A 17,303-nucleotide genomic window follows, 5' to 3' on the forward strand; every position below is an offset into this window, starting at 1 on the left:
CTTTCATATATTTCCATGTTGATCTCCTCCTTTACGCCGTTCGCCTCCAGGCGTACACGTCCTGGTAAGCGGGCATGTTGTTGTGCGATTGTCCGCTGCCGACCGATGTGGTTTTAAGCCCCCTGTTAGCGCCTGGGGTGCCGTTGGAAACGATCCACCAGAGGCCTCCCCCCGACGCGTTAGACTGCCAGTATCCGGCCCAATCGCCGTCCTGCTCGCGGACGACCCCGTGGTAGTGGCCCGGCATCTGCGCCGCAGTGAGCGTGTGGGCGTCGCTGCCGCCCGTGCCCGTGTCGTTCGCCGTGCGGAGGAACCTGCCCGTGATCTGAACCCAAGTGCCCCCGAAGAGGGAGGCAGGGCTGGTCGCGCTGAAGCTCAGGTACACCGCGCCGACGGGGTACGTCCTGTCGAGCAGCGTCTTGCCCGCGACAATGAGCCCAGGCGCGGACACTGATCCGTCCGAGCCGAACACGATCTGGGCGGTCGGGGAGTTCGTCCCCGCGTTGTAGTTCGCGTCGGTGATGTAGTTGAAGTACAGGTTGTTGTTCGTGTACGGCCCCATCTCCCAGGAGCCGTTCGTCGTCTTCGCCGACCACACGGGGTTGTAACCCGTGTAGCTCGTCTGCCTGACCGGCGCCCCGTCGCGCCCGTTCATCCACGACATGGACCTGCCGACGCGTTTGATCTGAGCCGTCGCATCGAGCGTGCCGCCAGCGGTCGGGAGCGCCCCGACGTTGGCGGCGGTCAGGTTGACGTTGCCTTTTCTGTACGCCGATTCGGAGTTACCCTTGACCCCTGTCACCGCTCCCGTTTTGAGCGATTCGATTGCCTGTTTGTCTGCTGCGGACATGAAGCCAGCCGCCGATGCCGTCGCCACGCCGTGGGAGTGCGAGGACGGAGGGAAGCTCGCGGGCTTGCCGGTCAGCGCAGACCAGTCGTGAGAATGCGACGACGGGGGGAACGATGCAGGTTTCCCGGTGATCGACGCCCAGTCGTGAGAGTGAGCAGACGGCGTGAAACTCGTCGGCTTGCCGCTCACGTCCGCCCACGCATGGGTATGGGCGCTCGGCGGGAAGCTGGCGGGCTTGCCCGTCACATCGGCCCACGGATGGGCATGGGACTTGGCAGCGTACGCCGCATCGTGGTTGTGCGTCGCCGGCGGGTAGCTCGCCGGTTTGCCCGTGATGCCGTTCCAAGCGTGAGTGTGGGACGTGTCCGACTTCCCGGCAAGCTTCGTGTTCATCTCGCTCTCGGTGTAATAGCGATCGTCGTGGGTGTGGCTTGCTGCCGGGAAGCTGGCGGGCTTTCCGGTTATCGCCTCCCAGGCATGGACATGCGACGCGTCTGATTTCCCGGCAAGCTTCGTGTCCATCTCTGCTTCGGTGTAGTACCTGTCGTCGTGGTTGTGCGCGGCGGGCGCGAACGTAGCGGGCTTGCCGCTGATCGCGTCCCACGGGTAGGCATCGATGCGCTGCTTGTCGGCTGCGCTCATGAGGCCCTTCGCGCTCTGCGTTGCCACGTTCGACGGCAGGACGAGCTTTCGCCCGGCAGCGTCCTTGACGTGCCCTGCGCCGTCTATGACGAGGCGCGAGCCGACCGTGACCGCATCGCCCCACGACGGGGACGAGTCTGACGCCGGGCCGTACGATCCTCCCGCCACGCCGGAGGCCGCATGCGACACCGACACGGTGCCGCCGGATTCCTCCGCGACGATGGGTGCCGATCCTTTGACATGCTTGACGGCGGCTGCGGCGACCTTGCCGGCCGAGTCGGCCTTTGCCTCGACTGCGGCAAGCTTCTCATTGGTCACGTCGGCCGATATGACCGCGCCGACGATCCCGATGCCGGGACCGCCCTTGTAGGCAAGTCCGGTAGATCCCGAAGAGTAGCCGCCCTGCATGGAGCTCGAGGATCTCACCTCGCCCACTTCATTCGACACTGACACGATGCCGCGATCATCGACCTTGACGATTACCTTGGTGATGTCGGCCATGACAGACACGCCCGTGTCGTCGTTCGAGATGCCCACGATGTCGCCTACGTCGTAAGACTCTCCATCGGGCAAGCGGAGGTCTACCGAGTCCGTGTTCTGGAGCTCCTCGAGCTTCTTCTTGCCCTCCTCCCGCAGGTTCTCCTCGTCGTTGTTGGACAGCTCGTAGACGTACTGGCGCTCGTCGAGGCCGTAGAACGTTTGAGTCTCGGACACCACGCCGTCGGCATCGGCGTAAAGATGCACGACCACTCGATCCTGCATCTCGCCGTTGCCGAGGCATATGATGTGGTTGTGCGGCGTTCCCTCGCGGATCTCGTAGGCGAACCGCTCCGAGCTGCCGTCGTCTACGTACGATCCGATCTCAACGGCGTAGAGCGTTGGCTTGCGTCCCGGCTCCTTGGCTATCTTGAGTTTCGCGCCGGATTTCCTCAACATCTTGCGGATGGATGCGTAGGCGTCGGCGAACCGGTCGTGTGAGTGCTCGACCATGATGCCGCTGTCCTCGTCGGACGCGTCGAACAGCTCGTCGAGCCCCTGGCGCGCGAGTATGGCTCGGATCGCCGCGTTCGCCTCGCCGGAAGATTTGTAATGGTCGCTGCCCGCATCGGGGATGATGCACGACTCGGACAGGACGCCGTGCCAGGTCTGCCCGGTGATGGTGTTCGTGGGCTCCTCGCCGAGCGTGGAGGGGCGGCACCCCCTCACGACGCCGCCCCATTCCGTGCCGTCGATGTACACGAGCGATTTTCGCGGCAGAGTGAAGCCTATCGGCACCGTCAGATCGAATTCGTTCTCTTCGCTTCCGTAAGCAAGATCGAGGGAGTACGAATCGATCATGCCGAGCTCGACCCGGTTCTCGTCCGTGTATGTCACTTCCAATCGATCCATCTCCTTTCGTCTCTCTTTTCGTAGAGGATCAGGTCGAAGCCGAACGACCCGTCCCACGTGACCGCCGACACACCGGGAGGAACCGGCTCGAACACGTAGGAGCCTCCGCCCTTCTTCTGGTTGCCACGGCGGCGGTGGAACACGTTCTCGGTCGTCCCGTCCTCGTTGTACAGGGTTATGGTCGGCGGTCTTCCCGCCCCGTCGATGACGAGGTAGCCGCCGTTTCTCACCATGACCTCCACCTCGTAGCGGTTGCCGCCCACGATCACGTAGGGGTTGGTCGCCGGGCCGTACACGATGATCTTCGCGGCGGACGGCAGAAACGACGGGTTGTCGATCGCCATGGATCCCATCGTGGTGCCGTAGTTGTACGGGTAATCGCGGGGGTAGGTGAACCCGCCGTCCCTGTTCGCGCCGGGAGCGAAAGAGCTCTCGTGCTCGAGCGTCCAGCGCGGGTCGTCGGATGCGAACGTCAGCTCGTAGTCGGCAGCCGCCCCGGTGTACCAGTAGCGGTCTTTCTTCGATGCCACGATGTAGCCGGGCACGTACCAGTCTCCGACGTAGAGCCTCCCCGGCTTGGCGGCCTCCACGTCCACTGCGGCGACCTCGTATATCTCGTTTCGCTTCGCCATGCCGGCGGCGCTGGTGGAACAAGCGATCACGGCTGTCACCGGGGTTTCGCGCCGCTCGCGCCGGAAGGAGGCTATGCGCCCGTTGAGGGTCGCGTATCCCACCGACCAATCGGCAAGCTCCCCGCTGTTGAGATGCACGCCGTCTCCGTTAAGTCCGACCGAGCGCCCCAGATGATTGACGTACTTCGCTTCGCCCTTCATCGTCCGGCCCTCCTGTTCGCCCTCGCAAGCTCCCTGTCGCTGATCTTTAGCACTACGTCAGGTTGGTGTGATAGCGCGTCAGCCATCGCAGCGCCCACAGCCTCGTACACATCGACTTTCGTCAGGCCGCCCGAAGCATCAACGCTGACGCTCATCTGAGGAGCCGACGCAGCGCGCGTGGCGGCAGCGGACACGTTGATGCTCGAACGCGATCTCGCACCAACCCCCATAACACCGGAAACGACGTCGGCCATTTCGTCCATAGTCGATTGCAGATTAGGAATCTCCGAGCGGAACCCGCCGATCCAGTTCTGAGCGGCGTGCGCACCCCACTCCTTCTCGCCTTTCCCGTTATTTCGAAGCGGGCCCGATTTCGGCACTGAGTGCCCCAGGATGTTCTTAACCGCATTCGCAATCGTCGTCGCCGCATTGACCGCAGCGCCGTAGCCAGACATGATGCCAGCAGCGAAGTTGTGCGACGCGTGTGATCCCCAACTGCGAAACATCGCCGAGTACATGTTCATGATCATCGCCGCTGCCGCCATCGACCCAGCGTTTTTAGTTGCCGTCGATTGGCCGTCTGCAAGACTGTCGCCAAAACCCTGCGAGCCTTCCGACGCCGCGTTCGGCAAGTCGGCTTTGATCGGGTCAACAGCTCCGACAGCCGCTATTTCAAGTGCCGCCGTCTCGTTGACGACGTTCGGTTTCCCGTCTTTAACGCCTTTCGCAACCCCAGCCATAGCTTCGACAGTGAGCTGAGATAGCTGGCCGGTGACCGGATCGTAGGCGTACACCACGCCGTCCTTCATCGCGGTCATAGATCCTACAGCGCCTGGAGTTCCCGATACGATGCTGCTGACGATCTTATCCGTCGCGTCCACCGTCGCCGCCGACAGTTCTCCAGTGATGGGATCGTAGGCTTGGAGAATGCCGTCCTTCATGATGTACATGGCAGCCGCCGCGTTCGGCGCTTCTGTTTGGATAGCAGCCGTCGCACCGGTGGCCGCCTGCCGCATCTTCTCCGGCACAGCGATGCCGGCCTCGTCGCACGCCGCGATGATCTCGTCGATGCTCAGGTTGTACGATTGAGCGAGCAGCATCATGTTCTCGTCGGACAGCGCATAGACTTCCGACGAGGTAAAACCAAGCTCGGACAGCTTTTGGGCGAAAGAATCAACATCCACCCCAGCTTCGGCCAGATTGTCACCCCATCCTTCGTGCGCGCTGATCGCGTCGGTGATAGCAGCGGAGGTTCCTTGCAGCTTCTGCTGCGCGTCGGAGTAAGTGTTGCTCAGGCTCTCCTGAGCGCCCTTGTTCTCCTCTATGGCATCGGTGAGCCAGTCGTAGTTGTTGTGGGCTTCGTCAAGCTCCTTCGACAACCTCTGCTGCTCCTGCCGCTCCTCGATGGTGAGGTCTGTTCTATGCGTTTGCAGCTCGGCCAGCCTGTCGCCCTTTTCCCTAAGCTCGTCGGTCGATTTCGCCAGCCATCCGTTCAGCTCGTACTCGCGCTTCTTCAGCTCCACCATCTGCTCTTGGGCTGCTTGCGCTTCCGCGTTGGCGATCCAGGCGTCGGTAGTAGCTTTGATCTTATCTACAGATTCGGACAGTATTCCGTTCTGCGCGTCGATGACCGAGTACGACGTACCGCATACATCGTTCACCATACTCACGGCGGTTTGCAGCTCGCTTTGCTCGGTAGCGGTGAGCTGCGCCTTGCTGCCATTTTCGTCATACTTGCTCGTGAGCCGTTCGATGGTCGCCGTGCATTCATCGATGATCGCTCGGTTCGTGCCTATGTCCGTCCATGCCTCTTTGATCTCCTGAGCAAGGTCGGCTTGACTCTGCATCGCATCGCGCGCGCTCTCCGAATACCCGTCTATCGCCCCGGATGCGATCACGATGCTCGGAACCGCGTCGGAGAAGTCTTTCTTCGACGTACTCACCGCATCGCGCAAGCCGTCCGTAGCGCCCTCGGCGGTCTTCAAGGCGTTGTTGTAGGCGATCACCTCGTCGATGATCTGCTTGAGCACGAACCCGGCAACCACGGCGATCAGCCCGACCATGGCCGTCTTCGCGGCCCCGATGGCGACGGATGATTTCTTCACCGTCTCGGTGTTCTTCTTCGTCGCCGATTCCGATTTCTTCGTGCTCGATTCGAGGTCGCCGAGCGTGTCGGCGGTGCTCGATACCTTCACGTCCATTCTGGCGAAGAACTCGGCAACCTTTTGGATGCCCTTGCCGAACGCCTCGATCTTCTGGGTGCCCTTCCCGACGACCGTGAGCAGCGGCCCGATGGCGGCGGAAAGCGCCACGGCCTTGAGAACCGCTTGCTGCTCCGACTTGCTCATCTCGGAGAACTGCTTCGCGCCTTCTCCGATCATCTTGATGAGCGGCTCCGCTTGATCGACGATATCGAGCAGCGCGCTTGCGAGCGGCCCGCCCACGTCGTTCGCCACCGCGATCACGCGGTTCTTGAGCATCTCGAATTGGGCGGCAAGCGACTGGTTGCGGTTGTCGACCTCCTTCTGGAGCGCGGTGTTCGCCGACCACTCGTCGTTGGCCGTGGCCACCGCGTCGGCCACGAACTGCGAGTTGCCTGCCAGACGCTTCATCACGTCCGTTTGGCGGATCGAGTCGATTCCCAGCTCTTGCAGCATCACGGACATGTTGCCGCCCTCGGCGGTGGCCGCCTCCATGTTGGACAGGAGGGCCGCGAGCGCCTGCACGGGGTCGTTCTTCCATGCTTCGGCGAACTCGGTTGCGGACATGCCGGCGGTGGACGCCCATGTGCCGAGCGCGGCGTTCACCTTGTCGATCTCCTTCTGCGTCATGTCGCTCGTGCCCGCCATGGCTGCTCCCGCGAGGGCGATGTCCTTGTCGATCTGCGCCATTAGGGTGCTGATCGCGGTGCCGCCCGCCTCCGCCTCGACGCCCATGGACGCGAGCGCGGTCGATAGGCCCAGGATGTCCGCCTGGGACATGTGCACCTGCGTTCCGGCGGCGGCCACGCGCATGGCGAGGGCGCTGATGTCCGACTCGGTCGTCGCGTACGAGTTGCCGAGCCCGACGATGGCGCTGCCGTAGTTTCGGATCTCCTCGTGGCTCATCTTGGTGATGTTCGCGAACTGGGCCATCTCGGTGGCCGCCGTCTCGGCGTCCATGTTCGTGGCGATGTCGAGGCCCGATACCACCTGGCCGAACTCGTCAAGCTCATCGATGGCAAAACCGAGCTGTGCGCCAAGCGCTTGGATATCAAGGATCTGCGAAGCGTCAACGGCGTTGGTCTTCGAGAATTCGATAGCAGATTGCTTGAGCTTCTGGTACTGTTCGTCGGTTCCGTCAACGGTCTTCTTCACGTTCGTCAGCGACGTGTCGATCTGCACCGCTGCAGCAACCGAAGCCGCCCCGACGCCAATCACCGCCGGGGTGAGCGTGCGCGTGAGCCCGTTTCCCACCGTCTCCATGCCACGACCGAAGCCCTGAACGTGCGAGCCGAACTTCTCGACGCTCGAACCGAGTTTTCCAAGCAAAGACGTTGCCGCCCCCTGCTTCACGATAGAGTCGGTAAGCGCTTGCTGGTAGCCCTTGAGCTTCTGCTCGGTGAGTACGATGTCGGATTGCAGCTTCGTCCACTGAGCCTCTTGCTCGGGAGTGAACGCATCCATCTCCTCCATCTGCTTCTCAGCCTGCTTGAGCAGGTCGAGCTGCTTTTTGGTGGACTCGATTTGGCGCTGGTAGTCTCGCTGCTGCTGCGCGAGAAGCTTAACATTGCCCGGGTCGAGCTTAAGCGCGCGCTCAACCTTTCGCAGGTCGGTGGCGACGCCGCTGACTTCGCTTCGAGCTTTGCGAAGCGCGCTCGAAAGACTGGAAATATCAACGCCGAGCTTAACGGTCAGCCCTTTGTAAACGTCTGCCATATTCGATTTTCTCCTGGTCTTATGACAAAAACCTGTCTATATCCGCTTGCGTCGCTTGACGAGCTTTCGGCTCATCGTCCACTTCTCCGGAATCAGCAAACGCAAGATCGGTGTATGCGATGAAATCTCGCATAGTCGTGTGTCGTGCTTCGTCAAGCGAGAACCCGATGCGCTTGAGCGCCAAGACGTTGCGCCACGGCGACCATTCGTCTACCGAGCCATCGCTTGATTCTCCCGGTCTTTCTGACACGAAACAGCTCGGCGCTGATGGCCGAGTCGATCACCCCCACCGCGTCGGCATCGCCGAGCGTGAAGGATTTAGGGTCGAACTCCCTGAGCCAATCTGGATAGTCTGAAACCGCGTCATCGTGGGTACGTGCCATCGCCCAGGCGAATTGAAGCATGACAGACATTTCCGGGCGGCCATGCTCGTACGCATCCACCAAGTCATTGAAAAGGTCGCCCTTGAACGCCGTCCTGTAGACCAGGAAGGTGTAGGGCGACCCTTGCATGACTATCTCGCGGTCATAGATGACCGCGCGGCGCATTACTCGCCGCCCTCCGCAGGAGTGGCGGTGTCGAAATCAGGAAGATACACAGCATCGTAGAATTTACCGATGACTGCAGCGTTCTCGGAGGTTTCGGGGATGGACAGCTTAGTCACCCTCTTCGAGCCGATCTTCTCCGGCGTCATGGTGATAGGCATCTTCTCCGTTGCGGGATTGGCCTTGTCCTCGGTGGTCTTATGCTCGTTCTTCGGACGCTCGGCACCAACGTTGTAAAAGACGCTGTATCGCTTCTTCGCATCTCCCTTGATACGAAACAGCAGCGCGAAGGGCTTGGGGATGGCATCGGCGATCTCGACAAGCGCACCGTTCTTGTCGATTTCCCAGCCGAATACCTTCACTTTCACCTCGTCAGGGACGAGTGCAACTTCGAGTTCGCCCGTATACCCGTCGTTCGTGACGACGCTGTAGTACGTGCAATCGTCGGCGTAGAACTTTTCAGAGCTTCCTTCGGGGTCAGCAGAAAGCGTGACCGCACCAGGAATCATGATGGGCGTGTCATAAGTCGCTTCACCCGTCTTCATCGCAATCGCCACCTCGGAAAGGCCGAACTGCACGGTGTTGTTCGTTTCAGGCATTGTTTCCTCCTCCTATTGTTGTAAAGTAAAAAGCGACCATGAATCGGTCGCCGTCTATTGGCCCTATCTCGTTTTTCGAGTACGGGATCTCTTTGTTCTTGAGCTGCGTCGCAATGGCCGCTTCTGATTCGTCATCCTTGTCTTCGCTGTACAGTTCCGCGCACCAGCGCGCGACCTCGCAGTAGTTCGAATCGTCCGCTGCGAGGTCGCTGTCGCCGATGTAGAAATATGCGACGTAAGGGAGGGGCGGCGGCACCGCTTCTCCCCACGTCCGATAGGTGACGGGCAACCCAGATGCTTTGAGCATCGAGAAAACATCAGCCCTTGCCATCAGCCATCACCCTCAGCATCACTCCTTCGCCATGCTCTGCTGCATCGGCGATGTGCGGGTGGGCGGACACGCGCTGGCCCGTGTCTTTGCCATGGACGAACATTTCGTGCCCCATCTCCAAGAGGTGCGTGAGCGATGGCTTAGTAGCGTTGTAGATGCGTACGTAGTAGCCGCCGAAATGGTCGCTTTTCATCTGCATACGCCAGCCGGACGCGTACTCTCCCGTCAAGCCGGGATCGGTGGTGCCCTGGAGCATATCCCTGCATGCCTTACCGCCAGCTGACACTGCGCGCTTGCTGTCCATGACCGTAGAATCGAAAAAATCGGCGAAGAGTGTAGCAAACGCGGAATCGAAACCGGATACCCCGGTAAGCACCACGCCCGACTCACTCATCTCTTATCACCGCCTTGATAACCACCTGGTCGTTCTGAAAATTCGTGTTGTCAATCGACTTGATATCGAGCTGCTTCCCGCGCCACAAAAGGCGAACCCTTCGGGTGTCGGTCATATCGAGTGCTGGATGATAGCGACAGAATAATTTCAACGTGCTTTCCGCGTTCACCGCCGCCGCTTGCCAGTACTCGCGCGAACCCAAATTCGAAACCCGGGCATACCCCGCATAGATCGTCACCCACTCAACCGAGCTATCGCCCTTGTCGTTTTGCGTCGCACTCTGCTCTTGCAGCTCGAACCTCTCCCTGTAATCCATGAGGCACCTCACAGAAGGTTGAAGTCATGCAACGACAGAATCGATTCGACGGTGCGATTGACGCTCGTCTTGTCAACGTACATCTGGCGGTTGTCGTACATATCACGGACAAGCACGAGGACAGCGATGGCTATGTCGGGATGATCGTCGGCGTATTGCTCGTCGATGTTGCAGCGCTCCTTGACGTAGGACACTGCAGCGTCGCGCATAAGCCCGATTGCAGCGATTTCTTCCGTGTCGGTGTATGCGGGATCGAGTCTCAAATGCCTCAACACCGCTTCATTGGGCAGCTTCGTCGCCTTGAGCTTTTCGATTTCCTCCACGCTCTTTCACCTCCACGACGGGGTACCCCTCTTTGATCATCCGCTTTCCAACTGCGGCAGAAACTTCGATGGTCTGCCCAACACCGGCGCATCCAAGCGCACCGGAGAAGGACTTCTCGACTTCGAGCTTCATGCTCCTAGGCCGCCTTCATCTTCAATTGGGCGATAGCCTGTTCGATCTGGATCTTCGCGTCGACCTCGAGCCAGCCGACCGCGCCGACGGCATGCTGCGTCGCGTAGACCTCTTGAAGGATCTGGATGGACGGGTCTTCTGCGAACTTGACGGCGAGGCCAGAGAAGTCGCCGTAGAAGATCGCCGTCTTGCCAGCCTCCATCCCAGGCATGTTGTCGGAGGTGTACACGGGCTTGCCGAGCAGCACCTTGCCGAACGGCGCGGTGATGTCGTTTTGCAAGTACTTGCGACCCTGTTTGTCCTCAAGCTTGCGGATCGCGGTGCGCGTCTTGCGGTTCATGATCCACATGGCGCTACCCTGGTAGTAGTCGATCACCTCATCCTGCAGATCGATCAGCTCGTCGATGGTCACCGCGCTTGCGGAAGCCGCCGTCACGGTCTGCTTGCAGCCGGAAAGACCCTCGATCTTGCCAGCCGTGCCGATCAGCAGCTCGTGCTCGAGCCAACGCGCGATCTTCATCGCCATGTCGTCAACGACGAACGCAACCAGGTCGACGTCGGTTCCGTTCATGAGCGAGCGAGACACCTTGGTGAGCGCGCCGGCCAAAAAGCCGTTGAGGCTGATCTTCTTGAACTGTCCGGCATTGGCCGTCAGCGTGGCGAACTCATCGGCGTAGGCGACCGTGATAGCGCTCGTTTCCTCGTCGTAGTACGGGAGATCGAGCTGGCCCTTCACCGTGAAGTGTGCCGATTCGTTAGCGATCGGACTGATCTCGTAAACCTTCTTGACCATGCGATCCGCGATGGTCTTAGGGATGATCGCTGCGTTGCCGGCTGGGGTGAAGTTGTTATCGGAGGCGCGCTGTTCCAAGCCTGACGCATTACCCCAACGAATGTAGGTCGCAAACGCCCGCAGTTCGGCCTCTTCGGTGTCCTCACTGCCGTCTCCGTTGCTCGAATCGGCAGGGACGGTCAGCTTCTCCCGCTGGCTCTTGACAAGCTCGATGGTGCCGTCGAGGGCGCGCACCTCGTTCTCAAGCGCCTTGAACTTCTCGTCCTCCTCGGTGGTGATGGCACGTACCTCTTCCACTGCCTTGTTGGTGATGGCGTTCATCTCGTCAACCTTGGCGTTGCGCTTTTCCATGAGCGCTTTCAGTTTCTCCATGGTGTAGGTTCCTCCTGTTGTTTCCGGGCATAAAAAAAGCGCCCTTCTGGCGCTTGTCCCTCTGGTTGTCCTCGCCGCTTATTCGGCTTTGAGCTCGCTGATGGCGTTGCGGTAATACGAGTAGTCGATAGGCGGCTCTGCCGCACGCTCCTCGCTCATCTCCACGTCTTGCAGATCCATCGTGCGGATCTCGATCTGCGTGTCATCTCCGGCATCGCGCGTGTACACGCTCGTTGCGACGTATGCGGGGAGCTTTCGCGTATCGATGATGGACACCTCGGTGAGCTCCATATCCTCCACGGTGCGGTGACGCATCCCATTCGCCTCGTCGAAACGCTGCCTGACGGGGTAAAAGCCGAAGCTCCATCCTCGCAGTTCGTTCTTGCGCGCTTTCTCAATCACCTCGGCATCGGTCACGGTCGCGTGGGCATGCAAGCCGATGGCATCCTCTTTGAGTTCGAGGTTCTCGCCCTCGGTGCCGATCACACGCTCTTCATCGTGATTGAGCAACATCTTGCGTTTGCCGCGAGCAAGCGCACGGGCGAACGCGCCTGGCGCAATCGTTTCAGTAAAGTACCCGTCGCTGTCGCGCAGAACGCGAGACTCACGCCCCACGGCGTTCACATACCCATCGATCTCCACCGAATCGCTTCTAAGCACTACCTTCAAAAATCTCACCTCCTTCAATTGGTTGTTCTCCGGTTTCTTCCGCTTGGATTACAGGCATTTGGCCTTGGGCCGCTGGAAGGTTGTTCAAATCGATCACGCTGCCGGTGTTCGGCACGATGATCTTCTGCGCGGCGACATCGAAGAGCACGTCGCGAAGGTTCATGCTCACGTGGTTCAATCCAAGTGGCGGCATGTTTTCGCGCTTGCGAACCTCGTCGGGCATCACGAAGCCACCCTCTTTGGCGATCCTCCATGCCTCCCACCGCTCTTTCATGTCGGCCTTGGTGAACTCCGACAAATCAAAGCCGAAGAAACAATCGGGCTTCTCCGATTCGAGGAGAAGCGAACGGTTGAGCGCTGCGGCGAATTCGGCAAGAAGCGACATGATGCAAAAACGCACGTAGTTCTCGCGGGCGTTCTTCGAAGCATCCTTCGTTCCTCCCGCCCTGATAATCTCAGGCGGCATCTTGAACATGCTGTAGATGTCATTTGCGTTGGTCTGCTTGTTCTCGTTGAGCTGCATTTCGGTTGAGGTCGTTGACGCTTCTTGAAAGGTGAGCCCGTCGTTCATGATGACAACCGATTCGTCGGTGGTTCCGTAAAACCGCCGCCATGCACCTCTCAGCGCATCGAGTGCTTTCTTTCCGAGCTTTCTCGGCGCTGACAAGAATCCGCGCTTGCTGCCGCCGCGCTGAACAAGAGCCCGCTCGTAGAGCATTGTCATGTAGGCAACTTGCAGCGCTTCCTGGTTCGCCGTGATGACACTGCGTCCGAAGCGTCCGTTGCGTGTCGAGCGAAGTATTCGAACGAATTGCCACGGCTCGTACACGCGCCCGGCAACGTTGTATCGGACAAGCTTGAAGATCGGGTCGTACTTGTTTTCGAGCGGCTGCACGTCTTCGGCTTTGACGTAATGCAAGCTCTGGATTTTGTTGGAAAACTCGTACGGGCGGTTTATGAACATGTTGCCGCCCGTGTCCGAGCAGTAGTAATCCTCCACCATAGCCTTGATCATTTCCGGACCCGTGAGCGTGTCGCCAGTATCGCCGTTGAGCATAAGTACGCGTGGATCGTCCTCCATCTCCTCAATGCTGTCACCACATCTGCGGTAGAGCTTGATCGGCAGCGACGCGACGGTTCCCGATATGGTGTCAACACACGACGAGAACGCCGGTATAGCCATGGCCTCCTTCTTCGTAATTGTCACAGCGCAGGAGGTCGAGCCGACCAGTAGGTCATCCGACGTCACTTCTTCTTGGGCCGGTTGAGCATCTGCCGTCCGTGTCATAAATTGCATGATTCCCAATATCGCACCTCCTCTCTAGTACTGGGCGATGAAGTCATCGCCGAAGATGATGTCTTGTTGCAGCAGGTACACAGCGTTGAGCAGCGCCGCCACCATATCGACCTTGCCATTGGAGCGCTTCTTGTTCACGTAGCGGTTCAGGTTCGTGTCGTAGGTGCACCTGGCGTTCTGGAAGTTGATCTCCAAAAGCCTGTTCGGCTGAAAATGGAAGCGCCCGCCCTCGATCTTCTCGGACAGGAGCTTTGTGGGTGGATGCAAAACGCTCGAATGCTGCTTGATCTCTACGCAGGTGAGTCCCGCACCCTCCCACTTCCCCACGCTCGAAATCGCATTGAAGCGGTCGTAGCCGACCGAAACGACCGTGCCGCCGTATTCCCGCTCGATGCGCATGACGAATTCTTCGATCTGCGAGTAGTCGACCACCATACCTCCGCAGGGCACGGCGCATCCTGCGTCTACGAACTGCTGATAATCGATCTTCTCCGACATCGACTTCTCACTCTGGCGGTCGGCAGGGAAGAACGCTTTCACGTCGCAGTAGATTTCATCGTCTTCTTCGAACGCGACGGCGACGGCGCAGTTGTCGTTGGTCATGGCAAGGTCGACGCCTACGTACAGCTCGCGTCCCGAAAAATCGATTCCTGGAAGCGATCCGGCACGCACGGCGTCGATTGGCACGTAGCTTTCGGTGCTGCACTGGTAGACGATATTGCAGTGCTTGGTCAAAAAGTTCTCCCGAGCGCTCTCCGAAGCGATGGCGCGCGAGCGCTTCTTCACGAGGTCTTCCCAGATTTCCGCGATCTCCAAAGCGACCGGGTTTCCCTGCTGCATTATGAGGTCGTCGCTCATCCACGCTTTCGTTTCATCAGGCTCGTACAGAAGCGCGAACACCGTCACATCGTCCTGTATGCCGTCGAGCACCTTTTTGGCATAGTCGACTTCATCCTCGAACGGGTTGTCGAAGGTCGGATACTTCGTCGAGATGATGCACCCGAGCTTGTTCACCACGTTGAGCTGACCCGAGCGCATCGACTCCACGGCATACGAGTTCGGCAGCGCTCCCACCTCGTCAGCGAGAAACACGTTCGGCAGTCTTCCGTCGAATCTGCTGTTGGTGTAGTTCAGCGGTATGTACTTCGTTTCGGTCGGCAAAAACTTGATGTAGTCACGCAAGATTTTGAACCTGTTCTTGTTCTTACGCTTGTACACCGCCGGACTCGACTTGAGCGTTTCCGAAATAGCCTCTTGCACTTCGCGCGATAGCGCACCGTCCGGAGCCACGCTGTAGAACTTCGAGAATGCCGGCTCGAGCAGAAACGCAATAATGAAGATGATCGCCACCGTGTAGGTCTTGAAGTTCTTGCGGCAGATCTCGAGCACCGCCGTCTCGTAGCGGCGCTTCGCCGGGTTGTCCTGGTACACAACGCAGAAGATCGCGATGTAGATGAGCCACTGGTACCCCATCGTGCAATCGTAGATGGGCCGACCGGCTTTGAGCCCCTTCGGCATGACAAGCAGCTTGAGGATGTTATCGATGACGCGCGCCCGTTTCTCGTCGATCATCCATTCTTCGCTCTCACCATCGCAAATCGCCACGAACTCTCTGCACTGCTTGATGACGTAGGCCGGTGCCTTGGTCGGCTTGCCCCAGGCGTCGGTCAGTTCCCCATCGACGGCGGCCCGCGCGTAGCGGTAGCTCGGATGCTCATTCAACCGGCTCGCCGCGCAGCGCGGCCATCAACGGATCCTCGCCGTCATCGTCGTCTTCCCCCTCCTTGAAGGAGTTGACGATTTTGATGAGCGTGGCAACGGTGCGGTCTGCCGCCGTCGACATTTTTGCGTACTCGGCAAGCGCCGGATGTGCATAGAGGTTCTTGCGGCCTTTTACATACTCCTTGGTCACCAAGAGCTTGTCCTCGTTGAGCGTTTCCTCAAGCTGCTCGAGCGCGCCGATCTGAAACTGGTAGCGCTTGAACGTCGTGAGGAACAGAAAGTTCTTGTCCACGCTGTACGTTTCAGCGATCCGCATGATCTCCTCAGCCTTGGCGCGCAGGTCGATCACCTTGTTTTGGGCCATGGGGCTTGCACCTCCTCTCGTGTCTCTTTCCAAAAAACCCACGGGAAATCATTTGCGTCGTGTTTAGGGGTGTGGCAGTGGTGTATAGCTGAGAGGCCACGAGAACGCGCTACAGCCGGGGGGATACTCATCCGCGACACAAATACCGTCCTATCAAGTCACGCAGAAAATCGCGGCTTATATCGCCTCGCTCAGCCTCGCGGTGATGCTCACCGCAAACCGTTGCCAGGTTGTCCAACTCCGCACGCAGCTCGTAGTCCTCCTCAAGTGGAACAATGTGATGCACCGAAAGGTCATCGACAGTGACGATCCCTTTACTGCGGCACACCACACACATGCTCATGTCGCGCTCGCGCGCCTCGTCCCGCGCATCCTGCCACTCCTTGGTGTTACGAAACCGATCAGCCGCCGACAGCCTCGGTGCTCTCTTCGCTCTGCATTTGCGCGACGCGTCGTGGATGCGCCCGCAGACAGGGCATGCCCTAAGCATCGCCTTGGAGAAAGCGGTCGCGCACCGCGCAGACGAACCCTTTCGGCACGACGGCAAACATCTTGCCGTCGCGTACCCGAACCTCTATCTTCGGTGATTCGCATCGAGAACGCTGGCCCTTGCGCGCCGCCTCATCTTTGCGGCATTGGTCGCACATGCCGCCCCTGATCTCGCGCAGCTTCCCGCACGTCAAACAGTAAGCCAACGAAACCTCCTTCGATCGAACGTATGATGAGCCCTGCGGCTGGACTCGAACCAGCGTCCCCGTGCGGTTGCCGCGCACCTCGGATTACCTGACATCCCGAACACGCAGGGCATGAAAAGAGCCGCCCCGAACGGGACGGCTCAACCTGAATATCACTATAGCGCAGTTTTTACTGCAATTTACTGCACGATTTTTCTCTGGCGTTCCTCGCGCGGGATGGAGCGCCACAGTCTGCACAGGGCTTGCTCATGCAGCGAGTACATCTTACGCTCGCTCATGGGCCGCCCGTCGAGCGTCAGCAGCCTGTGTATCGCGTTGAAGCGCATGCCCTCGAAGTAGCGCAGGTATACGATCTCCACCATGTCGCCGTCGGGCAGATCGTCGAGGGTTCGCATAGCGGCCGCGCGCTCGTCCACGTAGCCAGCAAGCTCTGTTTTAAGATCGTCGATCAGATCGTAGAGCTTGACGAAACCGCGCTCCATCGCGTCGCCAGCGATGGTGCGGCTCACCTGTTCCCCTCCATCGACGCCGTTGAGGGCAAGGCGCGACTGCTGGCGCTCTATCTCCGACTCGAGGCAGCGGATACGCCGCTCGTTTGCGAGCACGCCGGAATAGTAGCGCATGGCCTCCCTATACTTCGGCGAACGCGAGAGTTGGCTAGGCATCGGCACCGCCATTCCGCCCGCTCTCCATCTCGATGATCGCGGCGCGGACATCAGGCGAGAGCTTGCCCATCAGCTCGGCTTGAACGCTCGCGCGTAAAGGCGTGCCGTCATCGCCTCCCACCCAGTACGGAGAGCAGCGGTACTCTTCGGTGAGGTTTCCTTCGGCGTCGATCACTCCCGTCGCCGTCAAGAAAAGCTTGGAGAACCTGCGGTAACGCTCGCTGTCCTCCTCCATATGGTCGATCACGTTGCATAGGTATGTTTTGAGCTGGCCCTTACCCATTTGTACTGCCATGACCCTCCGTCCTTCGCGTCTGCAGATTGCTCCATTATACATTTATCGCTTTAGTTATCAGTTTACGATCAGGATATATACGAAAATGCACCGCCGAAGCGATGCGTAAGGTGCAGACGTTGGAGCGCCAGCCGCAAACATGATCACATTGATCGTCAT

The 17,303-nt window shown here is 59.5% G+C and carries 18 protein-coding genes; all 18 read right to left on the reverse strand.

The window, feature by feature from the left end:
* Positions 1 to 31: 31 nt before the first annotated feature.
* Positions 32 to 2,866, reverse strand: a complete 2,835-nt coding sequence (locus C1A15_RS13600; protein WP_245865097.1) for a siphovirus ReqiPepy6 Gp37-like family protein — start codon at positions 2,864 to 2,866, stop codon at positions 32 to 34.
* Entirely contained in the window at positions 2,863 to 3,714 is an 852-nt protein-coding gene (locus tag C1A15_RS13605) for a hypothetical protein (RefSeq protein WP_101723059.1), read from the reverse strand. The genes C1A15_RS13600 and C1A15_RS13605 overlap by 4 nt, the downstream gene beginning before the upstream one ends.
* Complete coding sequence (locus C1A15_RS13610; RefSeq protein WP_101723060.1) at positions 3,711 to 7,631, reverse strand: phage tail tape measure protein; 3,921 nt, start codon at positions 7,629 to 7,631, stop codon at positions 3,711 to 3,713. Before C1A15_RS13610 ends, C1A15_RS13605 begins: the two co-directional genes overlap by 4 nt.
* Before the next feature lie 152 nt (positions 7,632 to 7,783).
* Positions 7,784 to 8,179, reverse strand: coding sequence for a hypothetical protein (locus C1A15_RS13615; RefSeq protein ID WP_101723061.1), 396 nt, complete (start codon positions 8,177 to 8,179; stop codon positions 7,784 to 7,786).
* Positions 8,179 to 8,775 carry a major tail protein gene (locus tag C1A15_RS13620; RefSeq protein ID WP_101723062.1) on the reverse strand — a complete coding sequence of 199 codons (597 nt, stop codon included), beginning with the start codon at positions 8,773 to 8,775 and terminating at the stop codon, positions 8,179 to 8,181. Before C1A15_RS13620 ends, C1A15_RS13615 begins: the two co-directional genes overlap by 1 nt.
* Positions 8,768 to 9,106, reverse strand: a complete 339-nt coding sequence (locus C1A15_RS13625; protein ID WP_101723063.1) for a hypothetical protein — start codon at positions 9,104 to 9,106, stop codon at positions 8,768 to 8,770. The genes C1A15_RS13620 and C1A15_RS13625 overlap by 8 nt, the downstream gene beginning before the upstream one ends.
* Positions 9,093 to 9,500: a hypothetical protein gene (locus C1A15_RS13630; protein WP_101723064.1), complete on the reverse strand. Its 408-nt coding sequence runs from the start codon at positions 9,498 to 9,500 to the stop codon at positions 9,093 to 9,095. The genes C1A15_RS13625 and C1A15_RS13630 overlap by 14 nt, the downstream gene beginning before the upstream one ends.
* Positions 9,493 to 9,816 carry a phage head closure protein gene (locus tag C1A15_RS13635; RefSeq protein WP_101723065.1) on the reverse strand — a complete coding sequence of 108 codons (324 nt, stop codon included), beginning with the start codon at positions 9,814 to 9,816 and terminating at the stop codon, positions 9,493 to 9,495. Before C1A15_RS13635 ends, C1A15_RS13630 begins: the two co-directional genes overlap by 8 nt.
* Before the next feature lie 8 nt (positions 9,817 to 9,824).
* A complete protein-coding gene (locus C1A15_RS13640) occupies positions 9,825 to 10,139 on the reverse strand; it encodes a head-tail connector protein (RefSeq protein WP_101723066.1) in 315 nt (104 codons plus the stop codon).
* Entirely contained in the window at positions 10,096 to 10,272 is a 177-nt protein-coding gene (locus C1A15_RS17065; protein WP_180953106.1) for a hypothetical protein, read from the reverse strand. The genes C1A15_RS13640 and C1A15_RS17065 overlap by 44 nt, the downstream gene beginning before the upstream one ends.
* Positions 10,273 to 10,276: 4 nt before the next feature.
* A complete protein-coding gene (locus C1A15_RS13645; protein WP_101723067.1) occupies positions 10,277 to 11,437 on the reverse strand; it encodes a phage major capsid protein in 1,161 nt (386 codons plus the stop codon).
* A gap of 78 nt (positions 11,438 to 11,515) precedes the next feature.
* Positions 11,516 to 12,097, reverse strand: coding sequence for an HK97 family phage prohead protease (locus C1A15_RS13650; protein ID WP_245865098.1), 582 nt, complete (start codon positions 12,095 to 12,097; stop codon positions 11,516 to 11,518).
* A complete protein-coding gene (locus C1A15_RS13655; protein ID WP_245865099.1) occupies positions 12,090 to 13,403 on the reverse strand; it encodes a phage portal protein in 1,314 nt (437 codons plus the stop codon). Before C1A15_RS13655 ends, C1A15_RS13650 begins: the two co-directional genes overlap by 8 nt.
* A gap of 24 nt (positions 13,404 to 13,427) precedes the next feature.
* Positions 13,428 to 15,125, reverse strand: a complete 1,698-nt coding sequence (locus C1A15_RS13660; RefSeq protein ID WP_101723070.1) for a terminase TerL endonuclease subunit — start codon at positions 15,123 to 15,125, stop codon at positions 13,428 to 13,430.
* Entirely contained in the window at positions 15,118 to 15,489 is a 372-nt protein-coding gene (locus tag C1A15_RS13665) for a hypothetical protein (RefSeq protein WP_101723071.1), read from the reverse strand. Before C1A15_RS13665 ends, C1A15_RS13660 begins: the two co-directional genes overlap by 8 nt.
* A 127-nt stretch (positions 15,490 to 15,616) precedes the next feature.
* Positions 15,617 to 15,979 carry an HNH endonuclease gene (locus tag C1A15_RS17435; RefSeq protein WP_101723072.1) on the reverse strand — a complete coding sequence of 121 codons (363 nt, stop codon included), beginning with the start codon at positions 15,977 to 15,979 and terminating at the stop codon, positions 15,617 to 15,619.
* Between the two features lie 384 nt (positions 15,980 to 16,363).
* The gene (locus tag C1A15_RS13680; RefSeq protein ID WP_146001862.1) at positions 16,364 to 16,849 is read right to left on the reverse strand and encodes a hypothetical protein; all 486 of its coding nucleotides are present in this window, start codon (positions 16,847 to 16,849) and stop codon (positions 16,364 to 16,366) included.
* Positions 16,842 to 17,144: a hypothetical protein gene (locus C1A15_RS13685; protein ID WP_101723075.1), complete on the reverse strand. Its 303-nt coding sequence runs from the start codon at positions 17,142 to 17,144 to the stop codon at positions 16,842 to 16,844. The genes C1A15_RS13680 and C1A15_RS13685 overlap by 8 nt, the downstream gene beginning before the upstream one ends.
* Between the last annotated feature and the right edge of the window lie 159 nt (positions 17,145 to 17,303).

Origin of the sequence: Eggerthella timonensis (assembly GCF_900184265.1) — a bacterium.
Taxonomy (GTDB): domain Bacteria; phylum Actinomycetota; class Coriobacteriia; order Coriobacteriales; family Eggerthellaceae; genus Eggerthella; species Eggerthella timonensis.

Bases quoted from the DNA above. Each gene is read 5' to 3' on its own strand.
- C1A15_RS13605 (WP_101723059.1), bottom strand. From the start codon at position 3,714: ATGAAGGGCGAAGCGAAGTACGTCAATCATCTGGGGCGCTCGGTCGGA.
- C1A15_RS13645 (WP_101723067.1), bottom strand. From the start codon at position 11,437: ATGGAGAAACTGAAAGCGCTCATGGAAAAGCGCAACGCCAAGGTTGAC.
- C1A15_RS13630 (WP_101723064.1), bottom strand. From the start codon at position 9,500: ATGAGTGAGTCGGGCGTGGTGCTTACCGGGGTATCCGGTTTCGATTCC.
- C1A15_RS13610 (WP_101723060.1), bottom strand. From the start codon at position 7,631: ATGGCAGACGTTTACAAAGGGCTGACCGTTAAGCTCGGCGTTGATATT.
- C1A15_RS13615 (WP_101723061.1), bottom strand. From the start codon at position 8,179: ATGCGCCGCGCGGTCATCTATGACCGCGAGATAGTCATGCAAGGGTCG.
- C1A15_RS13655 (WP_245865099.1), bottom strand. From the start codon at position 13,403: ATGCAATTTATGACACGGACGGCAGATGCTCAACCGGCCCAAGAAGAA.
- C1A15_RS13625 (WP_101723063.1), bottom strand. From the start codon at position 9,106: ATGGCAAGGGCTGATGTTTTCTCGATGCTCAAAGCATCTGGGTTGCCC.
- C1A15_RS13665 (WP_101723071.1), bottom strand. From the start codon at position 15,489: ATGGCCCAAAACAAGGTGATCGACCTGCGCGCCAAGGCTGAGGAGATC.
- C1A15_RS13635 (WP_101723065.1), bottom strand. From the start codon at position 9,816: ATGGATTACAGGGAGAGGTTCGAGCTGCAAGAGCAGAGTGCGACGCAA.
- C1A15_RS13685 (WP_101723075.1), bottom strand. From the start codon at position 17,144: ATGGCAGTACAAATGGGTAAGGGCCAGCTCAAAACATACCTATGCAAC.
- C1A15_RS17435 (WP_101723072.1), bottom strand. From the start codon at position 15,979: ATGCTTAGGGCATGCCCTGTCTGCGGGCGCATCCACGACGCGTCGCGC.
- C1A15_RS17065 (WP_180953106.1), bottom strand. From the start codon at position 10,272: ATGAAGCTCGAAGTCGAGAAGTCCTTCTCCGGTGCGCTTGGATGCGCC.
- C1A15_RS13680 (WP_146001862.1), bottom strand. From the start codon at position 16,849: ATGCCTAGCCAACTCTCGCGTTCGCCGAAGTATAGGGAGGCCATGCGC.
- C1A15_RS13620 (WP_101723062.1), bottom strand. From the start codon at position 8,775: ATGCCTGAAACGAACAACACCGTGCAGTTCGGCCTTTCCGAGGTGGCG.